The organism is Acinetobacter nosocomialis NIPH 2119, from assembly GCF_000368085.1.
Taxonomy (GTDB): Bacteria; Pseudomonadota; Gammaproteobacteria; order Pseudomonadales; family Moraxellaceae; genus Acinetobacter; species Acinetobacter nosocomialis.
Genome location: NZ_KB849239.1, coordinates 2,590,602 through 2,609,556, shown reverse-complemented (window position 1 = coordinate 2,609,556; position 18,955 = coordinate 2,590,602). Strand labels below are relative to the sequence as shown.

The window sequence follows — 18,955 nt, the reverse complement described above, 5'->3', positions numbered from 1 at the left end:
TGAAGTTAGATCGCACAATACTGGAAAGTGTTTTCACAAAAAAAAGTAGTTGCAAATGAAAACACTTCTCATTTATTATTGTGGCACTTTATTGTTCTATCCGATGTTTGAAATCGTTTCTATAAATTGAAGTCGACTTCATCATCCATTAGGTAATTAGATTCTTATGAGTCAATCTTCCGCAGCCTTAAACTCTCCCAATCCGATGAAAAAGAAAGTCATCACGGCACTAATTGCGGTTGCAATTGGTCATATCGGGGTCTTATGGGCAGTTAGCCACATTAAGCCTGCTGAACTAAAGCCAATTGATAAGAAGCCTTTACAAGTCCGCTTTGTAAAAATTCAAGAACAACCAAAACCTTTACCACCGAAACCGAAAGAACCGCCTAAAAAGCCGGAACCTAAAAAAGAAGTGAAAGAAGTTAAGGTTGTTGAGAAACCTGTGACTCCGCCTAAACCAGTGGAAAAAATTCAGCAGGTGAAAAAGGCTGAAACTCCTAAACAAGCAGTAAAGACAGAACCTAAAGTTGAACCAAAAGTAGTGACCCCAACAACTACTGTGACTGAAAAAGTCGTTGAAAAGCCAAAGCCAGTGGTGCAAGAAGCACCTAAAGCTCAACCTGCGCCAGATCCATCACCAAAACATGTTTCAATTGGTGGTTCAGGTGTGCAGTGGAGTCGCTCACCACGTTTGACTGTTTCACCAAAAGATTTACAAGGCGAAGCGCGTTCAGTTGTTGTACTCATTGAAGCCGATGAAAAAGGCAAGATTACTAATGTGCGCGTAACACGAAGCAGTGGCATCTCAAGTCTAGATGACAAAGTAGTCCGTGCTGTACGTGGTGCAAAATTTAAACCTTATATGGAAAACGGTGTTGCTTATCCAATTAAAGCAGAGCAACCGTTTGATTTAACCCCTTAAACGAAATTTGAGTCCCAACGGCTAACCTTAATCAGGAGTTCGAATATGAACTTTTCAATCTATTGGCAACATGCAGATGCAGTGAGTAAAACCCTGTATTTCATCTTATTGGCAATGTCGATTGCTACCTGGACAGTTTTCATCTTACGTTTGATGGGGACTCGCCAACTAAAACAACAAGCTTATGCTCAACTCTCTAAAGCTATTAGTTCGCTAAAAGCGAAGTTACAGCCTTTGAGTTTTGAACAGCGTAAAGCAGTTGCAGAGCAAGCATTATTGCGCCAAATTTCTGCTGAAAAAGTCAATGCTGAGAAAGGTATTTCTGTTTTAGGAACAATTGCTTCAATTGCACCATTTGTTGGTTTGTTTGGTACGGTATGGGGTATTTTCCACGCGCTGGTTGCTGTAGGTAAGAGCGGACAAGCAGGTTTGGCTCAGGTGGCTACACCAGTAGGTGAAGCACTTATTATGACTGGTCTTGGTCTTGCAGTTGCGATTCCTGCGGTATTGGCTTATAACATTTGTGTACGTGCTAATCGTGGTCTTGCTCATGATTTACAAGATCAAGCACACAGTTTGTTAATCGACACCATGTTGCAGCAAGACTCAACTGTAAAGTCTGATGTTAAAACTGCAGAGCAAAGTTATGTTGGAGGTCAAGCTTAATGGCTTTTCAATTGGGTGAAGACCACGATAGTGGCATAAATGAGATGAACCTCATTCCGCTAATCGACATTATGTTGGTGTTAATGATCATCTTTTTGGTCACAGCAACAGTTGCCAACCCATCGATTCCATTAACACTGCCTAAAACAACTGCTGAAATTATTGATCCACCACCAAAAGCAATTACGATTAGTATCAATGCAAATGGTGAAGTGGCTTGGGATACTCAAGTAATTAGTCTTGATGAGCTTCAAAAACGTTTCCAAGAAGCAGGTCAAGGTGCGGTTAAACCAACCGTTCAACTTCGTGCTGATAAAGAGTCGAAGTACGATATGGTAGCTCAGGTAATGTCTCGCGCCAGTGAAGCCGGACTGAGCGATATTGCCTTTGTAAGTGAAAACTAAAATTTAGTTTACTCAATAAAAAAGCAACCAAGTCGGTTGCTTTTTTATTGCTCTAATTTATTGATCTTTCATTAGATGCTGGAATTTACTATATAGCTTTAATAGCTTAGGTGGAATCGCAAAGTTGCAATAACCTTGTGAAGGATTCTTTGCATAGTAATTCTGATGATATTCTTCGGCTGGATAGAATGTCGGGGCAGGAGACAGCTCAGTCACAATATCAAGATCGTCATCTTTTAACGTTTGAATCGTGTGTTCTGCTGCCTGTTTTTGCTCTTCATTAAAATAGTAAATAACAGAGCGGTACTGAGTACCAATATCATTACCTTGGCGATTTAAGGTCGTTGGATCATGCGTTGCAAAGAACACATCAAGTAACTGAGAATATGTAACTTGTTGTTCATCAAAGTCGATGAGAACTACTTCAGCATGTTGAGTGTCACCTTGACATACTTGCTCATAAGTTGGCTGAGTTGTATGTCCACCAGCATAACCACTTGTTACTTTTTCTACACCACGTATTTGTAAAAATACAGCTTCGACGCACCAAAAACAGCCGCCACCAAATAATGCCTGTTGCATTGTTTTTCCCTCTATTTCCTGCCTATTACAATAGGATCTATCTATCTAGATTACAAAGTAAAGCGTGTATAAAAAAGTAAAGAAAAAGAGAATAACTTATTTAGTTTTCGATAGCCACCAACAGATCCTCTATATTTAAAGGGTTTTTAAATAAGCTTCTAAATTGGAGAATGTTCCATTAAATCCTTGCGTCATTCCATCGCGTGCAGAATCAAAAGTTGAGTTACCAATATCGTCAGAGTTCCACGGTTGCCAAGTAATTGTGACTTTTGTTTTATTATCAATATCTTCAAAAGTTGTGGTTGCTAACATTTCTAATGGCCATGTCGGTGACATAGGGTGTCGTGTGTTGTTACCGTCTTTGTCTGAAAAAGATTGAATAAACGTTAATCGCTCATTAGGTACAATCTCACGAAACACTTGCTTACCCCACATTTGTGTTCCATCGGGTCCTTCTAATCCATAGTGATAAGTTCCCCCAACTCTAAAATCCATTAAGGTATGAATGATTTTAAAATTTTTTGGACTCATCCAATTTTGTAAGTGATTAATATCAGTATGTACCTTGAATACAAGATCACGGGGTGCATTAAATACTTTAGAAATACTAAATGGTGTAATTTTTTCTGTCATGATTATTTTCCTTTATTAGAAAACTGGTTAATTTACAAATTGAATAAGTTTTGAAATTACTTTGTAATTTTTGCAGATCATATTCAATGCTATCAAAGTATTCTTCTAATATTTGGCGAAAATGAGCCTATAAAATATCAAGCAGACTCTAGTCAGCTTTGGGTAAACCTTGTCGCACAATTTGAGAGAAGTGTTCACTACTCTGATCTGAAAGTTGTTCAAAATGCTCAGTACGTGGATTGATATGTGCGATTTGATACCACTGTTTTAAACTAATATTTTGATTAAGTGCTTTAAGATCATATAAATAATTAGGTAAGTAACCAGAAGCAATCAACCGATAATCTTTAGGAAGTTGATATGGATTAATGGCTTGAACCATATCAAAAATCAAGGTTGTGCAATTACTTGTGAGGGTGTTATACCATTTTGGCTGTGCATGTAGCTCATCTGACTTTTTAAGATATTCTAAAAATAGTGCTTTTTGTTCAGAGCGAGGCATATTGACCGGGAAATTATAAACTTGCTCTTTACGAATGTTGCTACGTGTGTAGACAATATCTTTTTCATCAGATGCAATTAAGCTCAGTTCATATTTTCTAAAAAAACCACCAATTGCTGAAAACTCTTCAGTCTTTTCTTTTCGTATTTCGATGGAAAAAACTAAAGGTTGTTGATTTTTAAATTCGAAACTGACCAGTGTATGGGCAATTTGTGGCCCCATCCAATAAGAGGTAATGATATTTATGCCATTTAACTGGTTTAGATCAAAAGTACGGGTTTCCCAGCGGACATCATAGGTTCCATCTGGATGCCAGTTGAAGTTACGGACATTATGCAAGGTAATAACATCGCCGTGTTTTTCGTAACTTAACATATTGGCAACTTCAGGGTTCCAGTCACGGTCTTGACGTGCTGTAATCGAAAAGTACCAAACCAAAGAGCAGGCAAAAGCTAACAGGTAGATTAAAACGTCTGTACGACGGCTAATGATATGTCCATTGAAATATAAGCCTGCCATACTTAAAGCAAAAGCAATCCATATGCCGATAATAATACGGCTGCCTAACCAGCCAAAAGGTTGTTGCACCCATAAGGCTAAGCATACCCAAATGCTGGAAAGCACAATAAACAACGTGAATAAACTATGTAAAGCGCCGAAAGCGAGGGTGATAATAAATTCACGCGTTCCGATATTGTGCATAGGCGACCAGAAAATTATTTTTTATAAGTGGCAAATTCGAATGAAGTTCCTGATTTTTCATCTACTTGCTGTTCGCTTGCAGTTTTATGAAATTCACTCGGTATAGTTGGATAATGTGCATCACCTTGTACATCTAAGTCAACATGAGTGAGCTCAAGACGGTCTGCAATTGACAAGGTTTGCTTAAAGATTTCGCCACCACCAATAATGAATAAAGCTTGCTTTTCGGTGTTTTTGGCATCTTCTAAAGCAGCATTTAAAGCATCTTCAATTGAATACGCAATTTTTACGCCGTCAAAATGCCAGTTAATGTCACGGGTAATTACCCAGTTCACACGGTTCGGTAGAGCACGGCCCATAGACTCAAGGGTTTTGCGGCCCATGATCACCACACCACCTTGTGTGATTTCTTTAAAGTGTTTTAAGTCGGCAGAGATATGCCATGGCAACGCATTGCCTTTACCAATACAGTGATTTTTGTCCATTGCGACAACGTGGACAACTTCTACATTTTGCCATGCCATAATTTTATTCTCTAAACCGTAATCTAATGAAATTTAAGCCGTCGTTATACTGCAACTGGTGCTTTAATTGCCGGATGTGACTCGTAGCCTACAATCTCGATATCTTCAAATTTAAAGTCGAAAATATCTTTAACTTCCGGATTAAGTTTTAATTGGCAAAGTGGTAATGGCTCACGCGTCAATTGTAGTTTTGCCTGTTCAAAATGGTTTGCGTAAAGATGCGTATCGCCACCTGTCCAAACAAAATCACCAACACCTAAGCCACACACCTGAGCAATCATATGGGTGAGTAGGGCATAGCTGGCAATATTAAATGGCACGCCTAAGAATACGTCAGCACTACGTTGATAAAGCTGGCATGACAACTTGTTGTCTTGTACAAAAAATTGGAAGAGTGTATGGCAAGGCGGTAATGCAACTTGTCCTGCCTCATTTGGATTCCAGCCAGAGACAATTAAGCGGCGTGAATTTGGGTTGGTTTTAATTTCATTAATTAACCATTTAATTTGGTCAAAACCATCTTGGTTATAAGTACCATCGGCATTTTTGGTTGCGCCGAAATTACGCCATTGATGGCCATAAACTGGACCAAGTTCATGTTCTGGGCGGCCGAAACGGGCAGTTTGTTCTGCTGTTGCCCATTCATCCCAAATGGTGACTTTATTGTCTTGTAAGTACTTAACGTTAGTATCGCCTTTTAAGAACCAAAGTAACTCAATCACGATAGAACGAAAGTGAACTTTTTTTGTGGTGAGTAAAGGAAAACCCTTAGAGAGATCAAAACGCATTTGATGACCAAATACAGAACGGGTTCCTGTGCCTGTACGGTCGCCTTTGTCACCGCCATTATCAAGGATATGTTGTAGAAGGTCTAAATATGCACGCATAACACTCTCGAGTTCGGATTAATTCCATAAAATAAAAGGGAGACGGTTCATGGATCAATAAACCGTGGAAGATAATAGCATGCTTTAGGAATAGTAAAAACGAGCTAAACTTTATGCTTAAAAACGCTTGGCACGATTTTGATAAATTGAAACAAGAAAAAATCCAACCAGTACAAAGCCTAAAGCTTGTATTGTTGCGATCCAATTGTGTTGAGGGGGCAGTAACCACATCACAATAACAACAATAATGAGAGGGTAAATTCCAAGCAGAAACTGGAGTTTAGATTTATATGAGCTGTGCTCTGGAATTTTTGTTTGTAAATATTGCCCGAAATGAAGCCCGAACCCTAACACGAGGCTCAGAATAGTGTAAGTCGACGATAAAGGCTGAACTTGATTGGCTGCATAAATTGCAGCACAAACGACAATAATAAAGATGAGTTTGATGTGACGTGGTGCGTTATACCAATAAGCCAACATAAAAAATGAGCCTATTTGTTAAATAACGATTGTGGTGAAAAAATAAAAGCAGCAAGTGCCATAAATGCAATGCCTTGGACGCCCCAGATCAACAAGTTAGGCATGGTTTTTACAAAAATAAGTGCAAACAAGAGGGCAATAGGCACCCACGTAAATAGGCGGTAAAGTAAACCAGTCGGGTTACTTTGAGCAAAATGCAATTTAAAGTAACGGCAGATTAAAAAAATAACCCCAGTTCCTGTAAACATTAAAATAGTATCTAAGGGCAATGGTTGATATTGATATAACCCAATACAGATTAAGAGGGTAATAATTAAGATCATTAATTTTTTAAAAGTCGGGACTTGCTTGTTAAACCAGAATTCCAGCATGGCGAATCTTCTTACTTGGGAGATAAAAACTGTAGCATAAAAAAGAGGAGCCGAAACTCCTCTGATTTAGATGTTAACTGTTCTTTTGAGGGCCCCAGTCATAAATTTTCTTTTGGTAGGCATACCACATCATCCAAAGGCCAATGAGTAGCATTGGAACGGTGAGGATTTGTCCTTTCGTCATCCAACCAAACAAGATAAAACCTTGGTCAGCATCTGGTTGACGGAAGAATTCCATCACAAAGCGTGCAACACCATAACCCATTAAAAATAGGGCAGATACGGCCATGCGTGGGCGTGGTTTTGAGCTAAACCACCACAAAACAATGAATAGAATTAGGCCTTCACAAAGCGCTTGATAAATTTGAGAAGGGTGACGAACTAAATGTAATGGGTCGGTTGGGAAAATCATTCCGAATGGATAATTCGGGTCTGTAACCGCACGACCATATAATTCTCCACCAATAAAGTTACCGAAGCGTCCAAACATTAAGCCTGTCGGTACACAAGGGGCAATAAAGTCGAGTGTCTGGAACCATGTTTTTTGATATTTTTTACACCAGAATAGCATTGCAATCATGACGCCTAAGAAGCCGCCGTGGAAGCTCATACCACCTGTCCAGACTTGGAAGAGCCAGATCGGGTTTTCCAGGAATTTATCAAACTCATAGAAAAGTACATAGCCGATACGTCCGCCGAGTACAACCCCTAAGGCGCCGTAAAACACCAGATCGGAAACCATGTCCGATGTCCAGCCATCACGCTGTTTGGCACGGTAGGAAGCGAGTCCCCAAGCACATAAAAATGCCAATAAATACATGAGTCCATACCAATGGACTTGAAGAGGCCCTAGATGTATTGCGACCGGATCGATATTAGGATAGGTCAGCATTGCTGCTCCTTGATCTTACGTTTTGACAGATTGTAGCGGAATGATGTGAAAAATGTTGTACATTCAATGTGTAAACATAGGGAACAAGAATCAATGTGTATTGTGGCTTTAGCATGGCATGTTCTGGATGATATGCCCTTGTGTCTGATTTCAAACCGTGATGAGTTTTATCACCGACCAACAGCATTGTTGCATCAATGGGAACATACGCCAATCATTGCAGGGCAAGACTTACAGTCGGGTGGTACTTGGATGGGTGTTACGCCGCAGGGCCGATGGGCTGTGTTAACCAATTTTCGTGATGGACGTGATAAAAAACAATATGAAACTTCTCGTGGTCATTTGGTTCAGGCTTTTTTAGAGTCTGATTTATTACCGATTCGCTTTGCTCAGCAATTAGAACAACGGCAACAGAACTTTGCTGGTTTTAACCTGTTTATGGGGACTGCTGATCAAGCGGTCTACATGAGCAACCGTGGTGAGGCTCCTCAAGTATTAGCCAACGGTGTTTATGTGGTTTCGAATGGTTTAATGTCCGATCACTGGGAGAAAACCAGACATTTACGCACACGTTTTACGCAAGAGTTCTTGCCTATGCATCAGCACAAAACAGAAGAGTTAAGCTTGCAACATGCAGCGTGGGATATTTTAGAAGATGAGCGCAAGGTCACCACAGCATTGTTGCCAAATACAGGCATTCAACCAGAAATGGAAGAGTTGTTATCATCGACTTTTATTCAAAGTTCAGTATATGGAACTCGGTGTTCTAATTTCTTAAGAATGACCAATAATGAATGGATTTGGTTGGAAAAGACCCAGCAAGGCGAACATAGCGGCCAAATTGTACAGCAGCAGGTGCCTCTAAACCGTTAAAAGAATGCCGATCACTTGATCGGCATTTTCTAGGAAGAAATCAATTAACCAGCAATAACACCGCCATCTTTACGGGTAATAACTACAGTTGCCGAACGTGGGCGCGCAGTTTTGTTGCTTGGATCTTTTTGTGTGGCAGGCCAGTTACTTTCTGGTTTTGCATAACTTGCCGAGTCTTCACCAGGATGCTGAACATTAATGAAAATAGCTTTGTAGTCAGGTGTCATGGCAATACCAGTAATTTCACATTGCTTTGGTCCAACTAAGAAACGGCGTAATGTTGCGTCTGTAACTTTAGCACCTGTTATGGTTTGCTGACCATTTGAAGTAGTTGCCGCACCACCATCACCAATTTGTCCTGGTAGGGCAGCAAGCATCATACAGTTGGTGACATCTGTATAAGCGCCGTCATCTGTTTCAATCCAGAGAACACCGCGTGGGTCAAACCACATCCCATCTGGAGACGAAAAGTCGTTATTATCTGTTAAGCCTGACAAATTGATATTTGAAGCCATCGAAGCTTCTGCACCGAACAGATAAATATCCCATTTGAAGGTTTCAGCAGTGGTTTTGTCATCGGCTTCTCTAAAACGGATGATATGACCGTTCACATTTCCCTTTTGTTCTTTTGTGCCTGCATACAGATCGGTATAGTTACGAGGGTTAGCCGCATCTGTAGGGTAATCTTTACCACGGTTTGAGTTATTTGTAAGTGTGACATAGATTTCGCCATTGATTGGGTTAACTGTAGCCCACTCTGGGCGATCCATTTTAGTTGCTCCGACTGAATCTGCCGCCAAGCGTGCAAAAGTGACTACCTCTGCCTGAGATTTAAATGGATAGGTAGTGTTACTTTCATTTAAACCATTTTTACCGTAGGCAAGTTCAATCCATTGACCTGAACCATCGTTATTAAACTTGGCAACATACAACTTACCTGAGTTCATGTATTTGTCACCGGCTGCATAGCCGCCGTTTATATCTTTTGTGTCCCACACTGCGGTTGAAACAAACTTATAGATATATTCGCCACGAGAGTCATCCCCCATATAAAATGCGATTGGTTGACCTGCTACGGCACGGCATGCACTATCTTCATGGGCAAAACGGCCTAATGATGTGCGTTTAACCGGATTTTGGCGATTATCAAATGGGTCAATTTCGACCATCCAGCCAAATGTGTTTGGTCCATTGCGGTAATCTTGAGTTGCTTGAGCTGCTTTTACATCGGCATTCCAGCGGTCATATAGGTCTTGCGCCTCTACTTGACCAATTGCGGTTTCCCAACCGTAGCGAGAGCTTGATCCTGCTTTAAGACCATAGCGTTTAAGAGCAATAATTTCTTCTGGAGTACGTAGCGCATCATCAGTTGTACTACGCGCAAAATAACCAATGAAGTTTTCTTCCGTGGTTAAGTATGTTCCCCAAGGTGTATAGCCATTACCACAGTTGTTGTGTGTACCACGAGTCTGGCGGCCAGCAGGCGAAAAACGCGTCGAAAGTAAGTTGGATCCTGCCGCGGCACCAGCAAAGTCCATGACTGTAGAACCTGTAATACGTCTATTAAAAATAGAGTTTTTTACAACCTCGACTTTTTGAGTAGCAGGGTCTTTTTTGATATGAACTACAGAAACCCCATGGGCATTGGTTTCACGAATGACTTCGTCTTCTGGGCGGCGTCCATCAACTTTGGTTGGACCTTTAGGGTGTAGAAAGGTTTGGTTGATGTATTCGTGGTTCATCACCAATAAACCTTGTGCTGAAACAGTGTCATCAAAACGGTTTGTTGATGTGTTTAAACCAAAATAGTGCATACCATCATGGCAGTCACCTGAGCGAAACTGGAAGCTTGGACCAGATGGAATATTGTTATCGTCCCAATCACCAAAAGAAGGATTAAGAGAATCACCTAAAGCGTAAATTACATTTGCTTCGTAACCTTCTGGTACGGTCACAATATCATTTAAATTTTTAGCAACTGGCGTAAAGGTAAGTTTTTCAGGCTTTTTGTTTGGATCGACTGGAGCAGTTCCACCGTTATTAGAACCAGAGTCATCGTTATTATCATTACAGCCCGTTAAAGTAGAGGCTAAAGTTAATGCCACAGCACCGCTTGCTGCTTTAGTAATGAGGCTACGACGGCTCACATATTGGTCTAAAACATCACGAAAGTGAATATTGTCTGAAGTGTTGTTGTCTAATTCCTGATCTTCATGATATGGCGTCAAATCGTTCATATTAAATTCCTAATTCAAAATAAGTTTTTTCTAAAAGTCTTGATTAGCTTAAATTTTGAATATGACGAGGTCTTGACGTTTTAATGATAACTTAATGAAAAATTTGATCGTTTAGTCAAAAAAGAAAAGGGCTTTTTATTTTTATAAATGCTTTTAAATAAAAGAAACCTGCATAAGGCAGGCTTCTTTTGAGTTGCGCTAAGAATTATTTCTTCACAACAGATGGTGCTATAGGGTCAGCTGTAATATAACCAACTGCTGCTGCAAAACGATCTTTGTAGTTTGCACGAACAAGAGGATCAAGAGTTGCTTTTACTTTATCGTGTAATGGAGATTCCCAGTCACCAGGGTGCTGGAAGTTACTCATGATATAAGTCCAACCATTTACAGAGTCAACTGCGTGCAAACCTGTAGATTCTGCGCCAGCAGGTGTTGATAAGATACGGCTTAATTGTTTGGTATCAACATTATATGCCCATAAGAAGTTATTTACATGCATACCACTATCTTCACCAATGAAGAGGGTACGTAAATTTTCAGAGAACTTAATGTTATCTGGGTTGGCAATTTTATCTGCATTTGCAGTATTACCTAAAGCATCAGCAGTTGTTAGGTCTTCACCCACTAAAGCTGCAGGTGGTTCCATATGAGTCGATACCCATTCACTGTTAATAAGCTGACCTTTGTTATCAACTTGGCTGCCTTTTAACGTATGTGCGTAAATTGCACCAGCTTTTGGACCTTGTACTTGAATATCAGTAGTTTTATCAACCATAGAAGACTGTACATAAGACATCGCAGAGTAAGCGATTTTATCTTTGATATTTACAGTTGTGCCTTCCATCTTAGTAAAGCCCATACTTGCACCAACCAAGGCTGCATAACGATGCGTTTCTAAGAAAGCCGCTTCACGTTCTTTACCAGGTACAAGTTTTACCCAGTTGTCTTTACCGCTATAACGGATTTTGGTGTAGCTTGCATCTTTTGGATCAGACGTTTTTACATCCATCAGGTCGGTAATCTTATATTGATCAGCCCAGCTCTTTACTTCAGCACTTGTTGCATGACCAAGGTTAATCCACGAAATATCACCGGCACCAGCACCTACGCCTGAGGTTTGCTTCCATTTAGCTACATAGAGCGTACCCGCAGATAAGTCTTTTTCTTTATCTGCAACAAACATGAATAAACCGCCATTTGTTGCATCATCACCCATCAATGCAGTGCGGTTATCTGGCATAACTTGAATAAGTTCGTGAGAGATACGACCTAAACAGTAATGTTTTTTGATTGAACCTGTACCATCCGTATTTACAGTAACTTCTGGTAAGTGACCGTAGTGGTAAGGATTACCTTTTGTACTGTCGCCAAATAAGTTTTTGCTAAATACTGGTAAATAGCTTCCAGCAACATTGTTTGCATCTGGTTCATATTCTTCACTCGACAGGTGAGTTCCCCATGGAGATAAACTTGCACCACACGTGATCCATAAACCGTTTACTTTAGAGGTATCGACATTGTGGTATTTAACAAGGGTTAAATGACCAGTTTTAGGGTCTTGGTCTAAAGTTAAAATTGCAATTGGAGATGGTAGTAAACCATACATAGACGCTAAGCTTTGGTCACGAGTCGTATATTCAAATTGAACTACGTGAAATACAGGGTTGCCAGTAACACCTAAAGCTTGTTTGTCTGCATCGGTAAAGTCACGGCCTGTTGCTTGTTTAAAGCTAATTAAAGAGCTTCCGTCCGGACAGTCAGAGAAGAATTGACGTTCTTGACCTGGTTTTGACTTATCAATAATTGGTTGATTATTAATATCAACATATCCACCCGCTAGAATTTTTCCACCTTTACCGTCTGCAACCAAATCACCTGTGGTAAAGAAAGGCTTATACGCTAATGTGTAGTCAGTTTTTGAGCCATCTTCCCAATTAATTGAAAGGCTTGATGCAACAGTTGTGGTTGCCATCGCCGCTGGGTTAGCTAAAGATGGCGCTGCCATTGATGTAAAGGTTGCGTTTTTAAAGTTTACTGTTGGTGGTGGAGTAACAACATCTGAATCATTATTGCTGTCATTACAGCCTGCTAACGTTGCTGCCGTAGCCATCGCACCTAATGGAAGAAAAGGAATCCCCGTAAACCATTTTAAAATATCGCGACGTGTTGGGTGGTTAGAAGCAGTTGTCATAATAAATCCGTAACTTTTGTGTGTATATTTGTTGAGTCGATTCTATGGATTGGAAATGACACTTTTCTTACATTTTTAAGTCACTTTGAAGACAGTTTATGGTTTGATTAATTAAGACGATTTAAAAGTAAAAAGCCCAAATTTTAATATTCGGGCTTTTAAAGAGAAGTTTTAAATTATTCAGCAGTCTGGCTTTTTCTCTTCTCAAGAATCTTACCGAACAGTAGGCCTATTTCAAAAAGTAACCACATTGGAATAGCTAACATCACCATTGAAATCGCATCTGGTGGAGTAATAAACATTGCAACAAAAAAACAGCCCACAATAATAAAACGTCTTTTTTCAGCAAGGCTTTGCGTATTTACTACACCAATCAAAATGAGTAGCAAGGTCGCGATAGGAATCTCAAAGGTCACACCAAATACCAAAAATAGCTTTAAACAGAAGCTTAAATAACTATTAATATCGGTCATTGGTGCTACTGTTTCAGGTGAAACGCTAATAAAGAAATGTAATATGGCAGGCAAGGTAATGTAATAAGCAAAAGCGACACCTGCATAAAATAGGACAATACTACCAATCAGTAACGGTAGCGCTAAATGGCGTTCTTTTTGATAAAGCGCAGGGCGAACAAAAGACCATATTTCATAAAGAATAAATGGCATTGCAAGCATAAGTGCGACAAATAAATTAAGTTTAAATGGTGCCATAAAGGTTGCTGTTACATCTGTTGCAATCATTGACGATGATGCAGGGAGTTGTAACCTTAAAGGCTCAGATAATAATTGGTAAGTATTATTTCGAAAGGGTAATAAACAAAAGAATAAGAATAATGTTACCCCTACAATCCTGAATAAATGGCGTCTTAAAACAACCAAATGATTCATGATTGGCATTTGGTCTAAGTTTTCTTGACTATTTACAGTGGTTGAAGGCAGTTGGTTCATACGGCAATCTTCAATTCAACAGGAGATGTTTCTGCAATATCAGTTTGAGTCACTAAAGGCGTAGGTTTAGCAACATACGGTACTTTGTAATGGTCTGATATAGGAATACATTTCCGAATAGGCTTTGGTGTTGTTTTAGGCGTTTCAGTAACTTCTAAATGTTCTGAAATCTGCTGTTTTTGTATTTCTTCAAGCTGTTGCTGTACTTTTCGTTCCAATGCTTCGATGCGGTTAAGTTCCTCTTGCATTTCTTTGCGGAACTCAGAAAGACGCAGCTCCTGATCAATCTCGTTTTGCAGATTGGTAATATAGCGTTTCAGTCGAACATACCAGCGGCCTGCAAAGCGTGCAGCTTCGGGAAGCTTATCTGGACCTAAAACTAAAATTGCAATAATTGCAAAACAGAGTAGCTCTGTCATTCCTACATCAAGCATGGGTCAAACCTTTAGCTTTTCACTGATGTGCTTTCAGATGTTTTAACTTGTGCATCGATTGTACGAGGAGTATTTAAAGATGCAGCTTCGTCTTCTTCACGAACTGATTTTTTAAAGTCTCTTACTGCACCGCCAACATCTTTACCAATATTTTTTAATTTAGATGTACCGAACAATAAAATAACTACAATTGCGAAAATGACGACATGCCAAATAGATAAACCGGCCATAATTTTATACCTCTTTTTAGTTCGCTTTATCTCAACAGGTTGCCATGACAAGAATGTGACACTTATATTTCATTTTTAAGACAATATTTATAAGTAGACACTTATGATCAGTTTTTAAAAGATATTTTTTGGAAGGATTTTTAAGTTTTATTGAGCTTCTTTCTTAGATGAATTTACTTGAAATAGACCATACATTTCAAAATTAAAAGGTGTAGCATAACAAGCTGATTTTGACGAGCGAGAGGAGAGAGCGTGGCATTACTACTGCCTGTATTGGCATTTATCACAGGACTTCTACTTGCTCAGACCTCCATTTCAGAAACCGTAAAACCTATTCTTTCAGCTTGGCTTGCACGACTCCTGATTCCAGTTGTAATTATTTACAACATGGTCTTTTATCAATCGGGAAGTTTGAGCTTAATGCTCTTTAGTTTTGGATCAGCGTTTATTATTTTCTTTGCCTATTTGGCTTTATTTAAAGACCGCTTATTGGCGCTTTGCGTCAGTTATACCAATATGGGATGGCTTGGTTTTCCGTTCGCTATGGCTTTATTTGGCCCTGAAGCAACTGCTCCAATTGTCGCTTTATATATTGGAATGTCGCTTTTTGGCAATGCTTGGGCTGTGACTGCCGTTACTACGGCACCGCAAAGTAAGCTCAATATATTAAAAAAGGTTTTAACGTCGCCACCTTGTATATCAATATTTTGTGCTGTTGTGCTCAGACTGTTAGGGGCCCAGCATATCGAAAGCCCTGCTATACATTGGGTTTATGAGGTTGCTAAATTTGCGATGACTTTCGCAGGTATGTGTGTGCTTGGAATGTGGCTACGCCGTACCAGAGTTTATGCAAAAGATTTAATTTACAGTACGAAGGCTCAAACATTTAAAGTAGCCTGTGGATTTGTACTTTGTGGATTAAGTTATAGATTTTTACCGATTCCAAATATAAATCAGCATATTGGTGTAATGTTTTTAATGTTTTGTTTGCCACCGGCAGCCAATATTGTAGCTCTGGAAACACATTATCAAGGGACGGGTAGATCTGCGGCTTATATCGCATCAGGGACGATTGTGAGTTGTGTGTGTATTGCGATTTATGCAGTGTTTTTACACTTGTTCGTATAATTAATTATTTAATTCTAAGTTCCTCTACACTCGCTGGTGCGAAGGCGGCATGGATGCCGCCAGTTAGACTGTGGTACATGAACGTACCATCAGTCTAACAAAAGATTTTTGCTTACTTTTCATCTTTGAAAAGTAAGGTTTGCCTATACAAAGCTTAATATGTTTTAACGCTGCATATTGTGGCTATATGATCAGCTTACTTCTGTAAACTCTCTCTAAATAACTGCATCGCTTGTCCACGATGACTAATCTTATTTTTTTCTTCTTTAGACAACTCAGCGCTAGAAACTTGTAGCTCTGGCAACCAGAACAGTGGGTCATAACCAAAACCATTTTCACCGCGTGGTGCTTCTAAAATTTCACCATGCCAAATGCCTTGGAAAATTTGTGGTAATGGATCTTCCGCATGAGTCACTAAAGCAAGTACGCACACAAACATACCTTCAATCACTTCTCCATTTTTACGAAATGGCAAAAGATCATTTAATAACTTGGCATTATTAGCTGCATCGTCACCATGTTCTCCAGCATAGCGTGCTGAATAAATACCAGGTGCACCACCTAAAACCGGAACACAAATACCTGAGTCATCAGCCATAGCAGGTTTCCCTGAAATTTTAGAGGCATGACGTGCTTTAATAATGGCATTTTCAATAAAGCTTAAGCCGTCTTCAATGGCGTCGGGAATATTAAGGCGACCTTGAGGAATAATTTCTACAGGTAACTTAAGCTGTTCAAAAAGTTTTTCAAACTCTGCGACTTTACCTTTGTTATTACTTGCAAGGACTAAAGAGCCCTGATCAAACCAATGTGGGGTAGACATAAGATAACCAAACTTTATAACCAATATTGAACGTGAGCTATGTTACGTGTTTTTTGAAAGGGGATATAGAGCAAAACAAATAGAATATAAAATTAGAAGCTTAAAAACTAAAACCACCTTATAGGTGATATAAGGTGGTTTTAGTCGAGTAAGTATAAGCTGGATTATTATTGTGCTTGAATCCATTTATCCGCGCGGTCGCGTGCCATACGGATTTGCTCTTGAGTTAAGTTTGCAGCAAGAGCCGTCTTTTTACCTTCAGATAAGCTAATTACTTTATTGTCGAGCATGCCATCACGAGTTGAAAGCTCATACCACTGGTAAGCACCTACGTAGTTTTTCTTTTGCTCTTCCATCATCGCAAGGTTATAGCTTGCACGGTTATCGCCGTTACTTGCCGCTTTTTCGAAATACTTACGAGCCATAGACTCATCTTTCTTAACGCCAATACCATCGGCGTACATACGGCCAACATTTAATTGCGCAGGTGAAAGGCCTTGGTCAGCAGCAGCTTTGAACCAAGTAAAAGCTTGTTTATCGTCTTTTGCTACATCTTTACCGTATTGGTAACGTGTTCCAAGATAAAATTGTGCGCCAGCTTGACCCGCTTGAGCTGCTTTTTGAAGGTCATGAATCCCCATTGTGGAGAAGCGCGCAGCCTGGCTCGCAACCGATTGTGGCTGGGCGATATAATCTGCATGAGCCTGCATACTTAGCAGTCCTGCAATTAGTGTGCTAAATAATGTCTTTTTCATAGTGCACTCACTCGATAAATAGCGACTTCACCAAACAAATTCGGAACATGTTTGCTTAACAGGCTTCCCTGCTGGTTTCCATTGACGGCGAGTCGATTAATAATTTGTATTTGATTTTCCGCACATAGTGCTTCGAAATCTTTAAACGTACATAAATGAATGTTGGGGGTGTTATACCACATATATGGTAGAGCATCCGATACAGGCATCATTCCTTTTAATGCTAGAAAAGAGCGAGTCTTCCAATGCGCAAAGTTTGGAAAAGTAATAATAGCCTGTTTACCCACACGCACCATGTCTCTTAATAAAACATCGGGTGCATCTACGGCTTGCAAAGCCTGTGCCATAACCACATAGTCAAAAGACTGGTCGGCAAAACGGCTCAAACCGAGATTCAAATCTTGTTGAATAATATTTAACCCGCGACTGACGGCAATTGCAATCTTTTCTTGATCAATTTCTAAACCATAAGCACGAATTTGATGCTTTTGGCTCATATGAGCGAGTAATTCACCGTCACCACACCCTAAATCGAGTACGCTAGAGCCGGGTTTAATCCACTTTTCTGCCAGTTGTTGATCAATACGCATTAGCTTGCCTCCAGTGATGTCGATTTTAAATGTTCTTCACCGCCTAAGAAAGCGCGCAGTGTTTTGACATACAGAGGAATCGGGAATAAAAACGAGTCATGACCTTGTTCAGCATCAATATCGAGGTAACTTACCGGCTTATGGTTGGTAATGAGTGCATCTACAATTTCTTGTGAACGGCTTGGTGCAAAACGCCAGTCAGTGGTGAACGAGACAATCAGAAACTGACATTTGGTCTTACTCATCGCTTCTGTAAGCGAGTGGCCGTACTCACGCGAAGGATCAAAATAATCCAAAGCTTTGGTCATAATCAGATAAGTATTGGCATCAAAGTTACGGCTAAACTGTTCACCTTGATAACGCAGATAACTTTCAACTTGAAACTCGACATCAAAACCGTACATAAACTTGCCGGACTTTAAATCACGACCAAATTTTTGTTTCATGGCTTCTTCAGAAAGATAGGTAATATGGCCGACCATACGAGCCAAAATTAGACCGCGTTTTGGATAACTGTCATTTTCTAAATAACGACCATGATGGAAGTCTGGGTCAGACAGAATTGACTGACGTGCGACTTCATTAAATGCAATATTTTGTGCTGAAAGTTTTGGCGCACTGGCAATAACGACACATTTTTGTAAACGGTCAGGGTAATCTACCGACCATTGTAGTGCTTGCATGCCCCCTAATGAACCGCCAACGACTGCATACCAAACGCTTACTCCTAAACGATCAGAAAGCATGGCTTGAGTTTTAACCCAGTCGCGTACCGTTACTAATGGGAAATCTGGTCCATAAGGGCGATTGTCATTTTCAGGGTTTGGTGAAGTTGGACCGGTCGATCCGCTACATCCACCAATATTGTTGAGTGCAACTACAAAAAATTTATTTGTGTCGATTGCCTTACCCGGGCCAATACAGCTATCCCACCATCCAGCTTTTTTATCATCTTCATGGTGATAACCCGCTGCATGATGATGTCCGGAAAGGGCATGGCAGATTAAAATCGCATTTGATTTATCTGCATTTAAAGTGCCGTAAGTTTCAACCATTAACTCAAAGCGCGGTAAAACACGGCCACATTCAAGATGTAAGGGTTCTTCAAATTGGAACTTTTGCGGAGTGACTAACCCCACTGAGTCAGCTGGAAAAGACACGGGAACATTTCGCCTTTTAAAT

At 40.0% G+C, this 18,955-nt stretch carries 22 protein-coding genes; 5 read left to right on the top strand and 17 right to left on the bottom strand.

Annotation, left to right across the window (positions count from 1 at the left end):
* Positions 1 to 166: 166 nt before the first annotated feature.
* The 3 genes from F984_RS16030 to F984_RS16020 are packed head-to-tail and all read left to right on the top strand — an operon-like array spanning position 167 to position 1,992.
* Positions 167 to 922 (top strand): energy transducer TonB, encoded by a 756-nt coding sequence (locus F984_RS16030; RefSeq protein ID WP_002053518.1) that lies wholly within the window; start codon positions 167 to 169, stop codon positions 920 to 922.
* Positions 923 to 967: 45 nt separating this feature from the next.
* Positions 968 to 1,588, top strand: a complete 621-nt coding sequence (locus F984_RS16025; RefSeq protein WP_002053291.1) for a MotA/TolQ/ExbB proton channel family protein — start codon at positions 968 to 970, stop codon at positions 1,586 to 1,588.
* Positions 1,588 to 1,992, top strand: a complete 405-nt coding sequence (locus F984_RS16020) for an ExbD/TolR family protein (protein ID WP_004710682.1) — start codon at positions 1,588 to 1,590, stop codon at positions 1,990 to 1,992. The genes F984_RS16025 and F984_RS16020 overlap by 1 nt, the downstream gene beginning before the upstream one ends.
* A 57-nt stretch (positions 1,993 to 2,049) precedes the next feature.
* Here F984_RS16020 and msrA read toward each other — a convergent pair whose 3' ends face one another.
* The 8 genes from msrA to lgt form a co-directional block, all read right to left on the bottom strand.
* Positions 2,050 to 2,574, bottom strand: a complete 525-nt coding sequence (gene msrA / locus F984_RS16015) for a peptide-methionine (S)-S-oxide reductase MsrA (protein WP_002053439.1) — start codon at positions 2,572 to 2,574, stop codon at positions 2,050 to 2,052.
* A 135-nt stretch (positions 2,575 to 2,709) separates the two neighbouring features.
* On the bottom strand, positions 2,710 to 3,207 hold the full coding sequence (locus F984_RS16010; protein WP_004710681.1) for an SRPBCC family protein: 498 nt from the start codon (positions 3,205 to 3,207) through the stop codon (positions 2,710 to 2,712).
* Between the two features lie 148 nt (positions 3,208 to 3,355).
* The gene (locus F984_RS16005) at positions 3,356 to 4,411 is read right to left on the bottom strand and encodes an Lnb N-terminal periplasmic domain-containing protein (RefSeq protein WP_004710680.1); all 1,056 of its coding nucleotides are present in this window, start codon (positions 4,409 to 4,411) and stop codon (positions 3,356 to 3,358) included.
* 14 nt (positions 4,412 to 4,425) lie between these two features.
* Complete coding sequence (locus F984_RS16000) at positions 4,426 to 4,935, bottom strand: dihydrofolate reductase (protein WP_000312548.1); 510 nt, start codon at positions 4,933 to 4,935, stop codon at positions 4,426 to 4,428.
* A 44-nt stretch (positions 4,936 to 4,979) separates the two neighbouring features.
* Positions 4,980 to 5,822 carry a thymidylate synthase gene (gene thyA, locus F984_RS15995; protein WP_001203170.1) on the bottom strand — a complete coding sequence of 281 codons (843 nt, stop codon included), beginning with the start codon at positions 5,820 to 5,822 and terminating at the stop codon, positions 4,980 to 4,982.
* 117 nt (positions 5,823 to 5,939) lie between these two features.
* Positions 5,940 to 6,302 carry a hypothetical protein gene (locus F984_RS15990; protein ID WP_004710679.1) on the bottom strand — a complete coding sequence of 121 codons (363 nt, stop codon included), beginning with the start codon at positions 6,300 to 6,302 and terminating at the stop codon, positions 5,940 to 5,942.
* Positions 6,303 to 6,313: 11 nt separating this feature from the next.
* Positions 6,314 to 6,673, bottom strand: a complete 360-nt coding sequence (locus F984_RS15985) for a hypothetical protein (protein ID WP_004710678.1) — start codon at positions 6,671 to 6,673, stop codon at positions 6,314 to 6,316.
* Between the two features lie 73 nt (positions 6,674 to 6,746).
* Positions 6,747 to 7,565 (bottom strand): prolipoprotein diacylglyceryl transferase, encoded by an 819-nt coding sequence (lgt, locus tag F984_RS15980; protein ID WP_002053387.1) that lies wholly within the window; start codon positions 7,563 to 7,565, stop codon positions 6,747 to 6,749.
* Between the two features lie 93 nt (positions 7,566 to 7,658).
* On the opposite strand from lgt, the gene F984_RS15975 reads away from it, so the two are divergent.
* Positions 7,659 to 8,438 carry an NRDE family protein gene (locus F984_RS15975; RefSeq protein ID WP_004710677.1) on the top strand — a complete coding sequence of 260 codons (780 nt, stop codon included), beginning with the start codon at positions 7,659 to 7,661 and terminating at the stop codon, positions 8,436 to 8,438.
* A gap of 44 nt (positions 8,439 to 8,482) precedes the next feature.
* Here F984_RS15975 and F984_RS15970 read toward each other — a convergent pair whose 3' ends face one another.
* From F984_RS15970 to F984_RS15950, 5 genes are all read right to left on the bottom strand, one after another.
* Positions 8,483 to 10,675, bottom strand: coding sequence for a PhoX family protein (locus F984_RS15970; RefSeq protein ID WP_004710676.1), 2,193 nt, complete (start codon positions 10,673 to 10,675; stop codon positions 8,483 to 8,485).
* 205 nt (positions 10,676 to 10,880) lie between these two features.
* Positions 10,881 to 12,866 (bottom strand): PhoX family protein, encoded by a 1,986-nt coding sequence (locus tag F984_RS15965; protein WP_002053376.1) that lies wholly within the window; start codon positions 12,864 to 12,866, stop codon positions 10,881 to 10,883.
* 176 nt (positions 12,867 to 13,042) lie between these two features.
* The gene (gene tatC, locus F984_RS15960; protein ID WP_002053474.1) at positions 13,043 to 13,813 is read right to left on the bottom strand and encodes a twin-arginine translocase subunit TatC; all 771 of its coding nucleotides are present in this window, start codon (positions 13,811 to 13,813) and stop codon (positions 13,043 to 13,045) included.
* Positions 13,810 to 14,247 (bottom strand): Sec-independent protein translocase protein TatB, encoded by a 438-nt coding sequence (gene tatB / locus F984_RS15955; RefSeq protein ID WP_002053452.1) that lies wholly within the window; start codon positions 14,245 to 14,247, stop codon positions 13,810 to 13,812. Before tatB ends, tatC begins: the two co-directional genes overlap by 4 nt.
* Before the next feature lie 11 nt (positions 14,248 to 14,258).
* Positions 14,259 to 14,477 carry a Sec-independent protein translocase subunit TatA gene (locus tag F984_RS15950; RefSeq protein WP_002053267.1) on the bottom strand — a complete coding sequence of 73 codons (219 nt, stop codon included), beginning with the start codon at positions 14,475 to 14,477 and terminating at the stop codon, positions 14,259 to 14,261.
* Positions 14,478 to 14,729: 252 nt separating this feature from the next.
* On the opposite strand from F984_RS15950, the gene F984_RS15945 reads away from it, so the two are divergent.
* On the top strand, positions 14,730 to 15,605 hold the full coding sequence (locus tag F984_RS15945) for an AEC family transporter (protein ID WP_004710675.1): 876 nt from the start codon (positions 14,730 to 14,732) through the stop codon (positions 15,603 to 15,605).
* A 196-nt stretch (positions 15,606 to 15,801) separates the two neighbouring features.
* Here F984_RS15945 and rdgB read toward each other — a convergent pair whose 3' ends face one another.
* From rdgB to metX, 4 genes are all read right to left on the bottom strand, one after another.
* The gene (gene rdgB, locus F984_RS15940; protein WP_002053259.1) at positions 15,802 to 16,428 is read right to left on the bottom strand and encodes an RdgB/HAM1 family non-canonical purine NTP pyrophosphatase; all 627 of its coding nucleotides are present in this window, start codon (positions 16,426 to 16,428) and stop codon (positions 15,802 to 15,804) included.
* A gap of 167 nt (positions 16,429 to 16,595) precedes the next feature.
* Positions 16,596 to 17,183 (bottom strand): tetratricopeptide repeat protein, encoded by a 588-nt coding sequence (locus tag F984_RS15935; RefSeq protein WP_000751694.1) that lies wholly within the window; start codon positions 17,181 to 17,183, stop codon positions 16,596 to 16,598.
* Entirely contained in the window at positions 17,180 to 17,773 is a 594-nt protein-coding gene (gene metW, locus F984_RS15930; protein WP_001217230.1) for a methionine biosynthesis protein MetW, read from the bottom strand. The genes F984_RS15935 and metW overlap by 4 nt, the downstream gene beginning before the upstream one ends.
* Entirely contained in the window at positions 17,773 to 18,933 is a 1,161-nt protein-coding gene (gene metX / locus F984_RS15925; protein WP_002053295.1) for a homoserine O-succinyltransferase MetX, read from the bottom strand. Before metX ends, metW begins: the two co-directional genes overlap by 1 nt.
* Between the last annotated feature and the right edge of the window lie 22 nt (positions 18,934 to 18,955).

Coding starts and splice junctions, on each gene's coding strand:
- tatB (WP_002053452.1), bottom strand. CDS start 14,247: ATGCTTGATGTAGGAATGACAGAGCTACTCTGTTTTGCAATTATTGCA.
- F984_RS15950 (WP_002053267.1), bottom strand. CDS start 14,477: ATGGCCGGTTTATCTATTTGGCATGTCGTCATTTTCGCAATTGTAGTT.
- F984_RS15970 (WP_004710676.1), bottom strand. CDS start 10,675: ATGAACGATTTGACGCCATATCATGAAGATCAGGAATTAGACAACAAC.
- F984_RS15975 (WP_004710677.1), top strand. CDS start 7,659: ATGTGTATTGTGGCTTTAGCATGGCATGTTCTGGATGATATGCCCTTG.
- F984_RS15935 (WP_000751694.1), bottom strand. CDS start 17,183: ATGAAAAAGACATTATTTAGCACACTAATTGCAGGACTGCTAAGTATG.
- lgt (WP_002053387.1), bottom strand. CDS start 7,565: ATGCTGACCTATCCTAATATCGATCCGGTCGCAATACATCTAGGGCCT.
- F984_RS16025 (WP_002053291.1), top strand. CDS start 968: ATGAACTTTTCAATCTATTGGCAACATGCAGATGCAGTGAGTAAAACC.
- msrA (WP_002053439.1), bottom strand. CDS start 2,574: ATGCAACAGGCATTATTTGGTGGCGGCTGTTTTTGGTGCGTCGAAGCT.
- metW (WP_001217230.1), bottom strand. CDS start 17,773: ATGCGTATTGATCAACAACTGGCAGAAAAGTGGATTAAACCCGGCTCT.
- F984_RS16000 (WP_000312548.1), bottom strand. CDS start 4,935: ATGGCATGGCAAAATGTAGAAGTTGTCCACGTTGTCGCAATGGACAAA.
- F984_RS16010 (WP_004710681.1), bottom strand. CDS start 3,207: ATGACAGAAAAAATTACACCATTTAGTATTTCTAAAGTATTTAATGCA.
- F984_RS15990 (WP_004710679.1), bottom strand. CDS start 6,302: ATGTTGGCTTATTGGTATAACGCACCACGTCACATCAAACTCATCTTT.
- F984_RS15965 (WP_002053376.1), bottom strand. CDS start 12,866: ATGACAACTGCTTCTAACCACCCAACACGTCGCGATATTTTAAAATGG.
- F984_RS16020 (WP_004710682.1), top strand. CDS start 1,588: ATGGCTTTTCAATTGGGTGAAGACCACGATAGTGGCATAAATGAGATG.
- F984_RS16030 (WP_002053518.1), top strand. CDS start 167: ATGAGTCAATCTTCCGCAGCCTTAAACTCTCCCAATCCGATGAAAAAG.
- thyA (WP_001203170.1), bottom strand. CDS start 5,822: ATGCGTGCATATTTAGACCTTCTACAACATATCCTTGATAATGGCGGT.
- tatC (WP_002053474.1), bottom strand. CDS start 13,813: ATGAACCAACTGCCTTCAACCACTGTAAATAGTCAAGAAAACTTAGAC.
- F984_RS15985 (WP_004710678.1), bottom strand. CDS start 6,673: ATGCTGGAATTCTGGTTTAACAAGCAAGTCCCGACTTTTAAAAAATTA.
- F984_RS16005 (WP_004710680.1), bottom strand. CDS start 4,411: ATGCACAATATCGGAACGCGTGAATTTATTATCACCCTCGCTTTCGGC.
- rdgB (WP_002053259.1), bottom strand. CDS start 16,428: ATGTCTACCCCACATTGGTTTGATCAGGGCTCTTTAGTCCTTGCAAGT.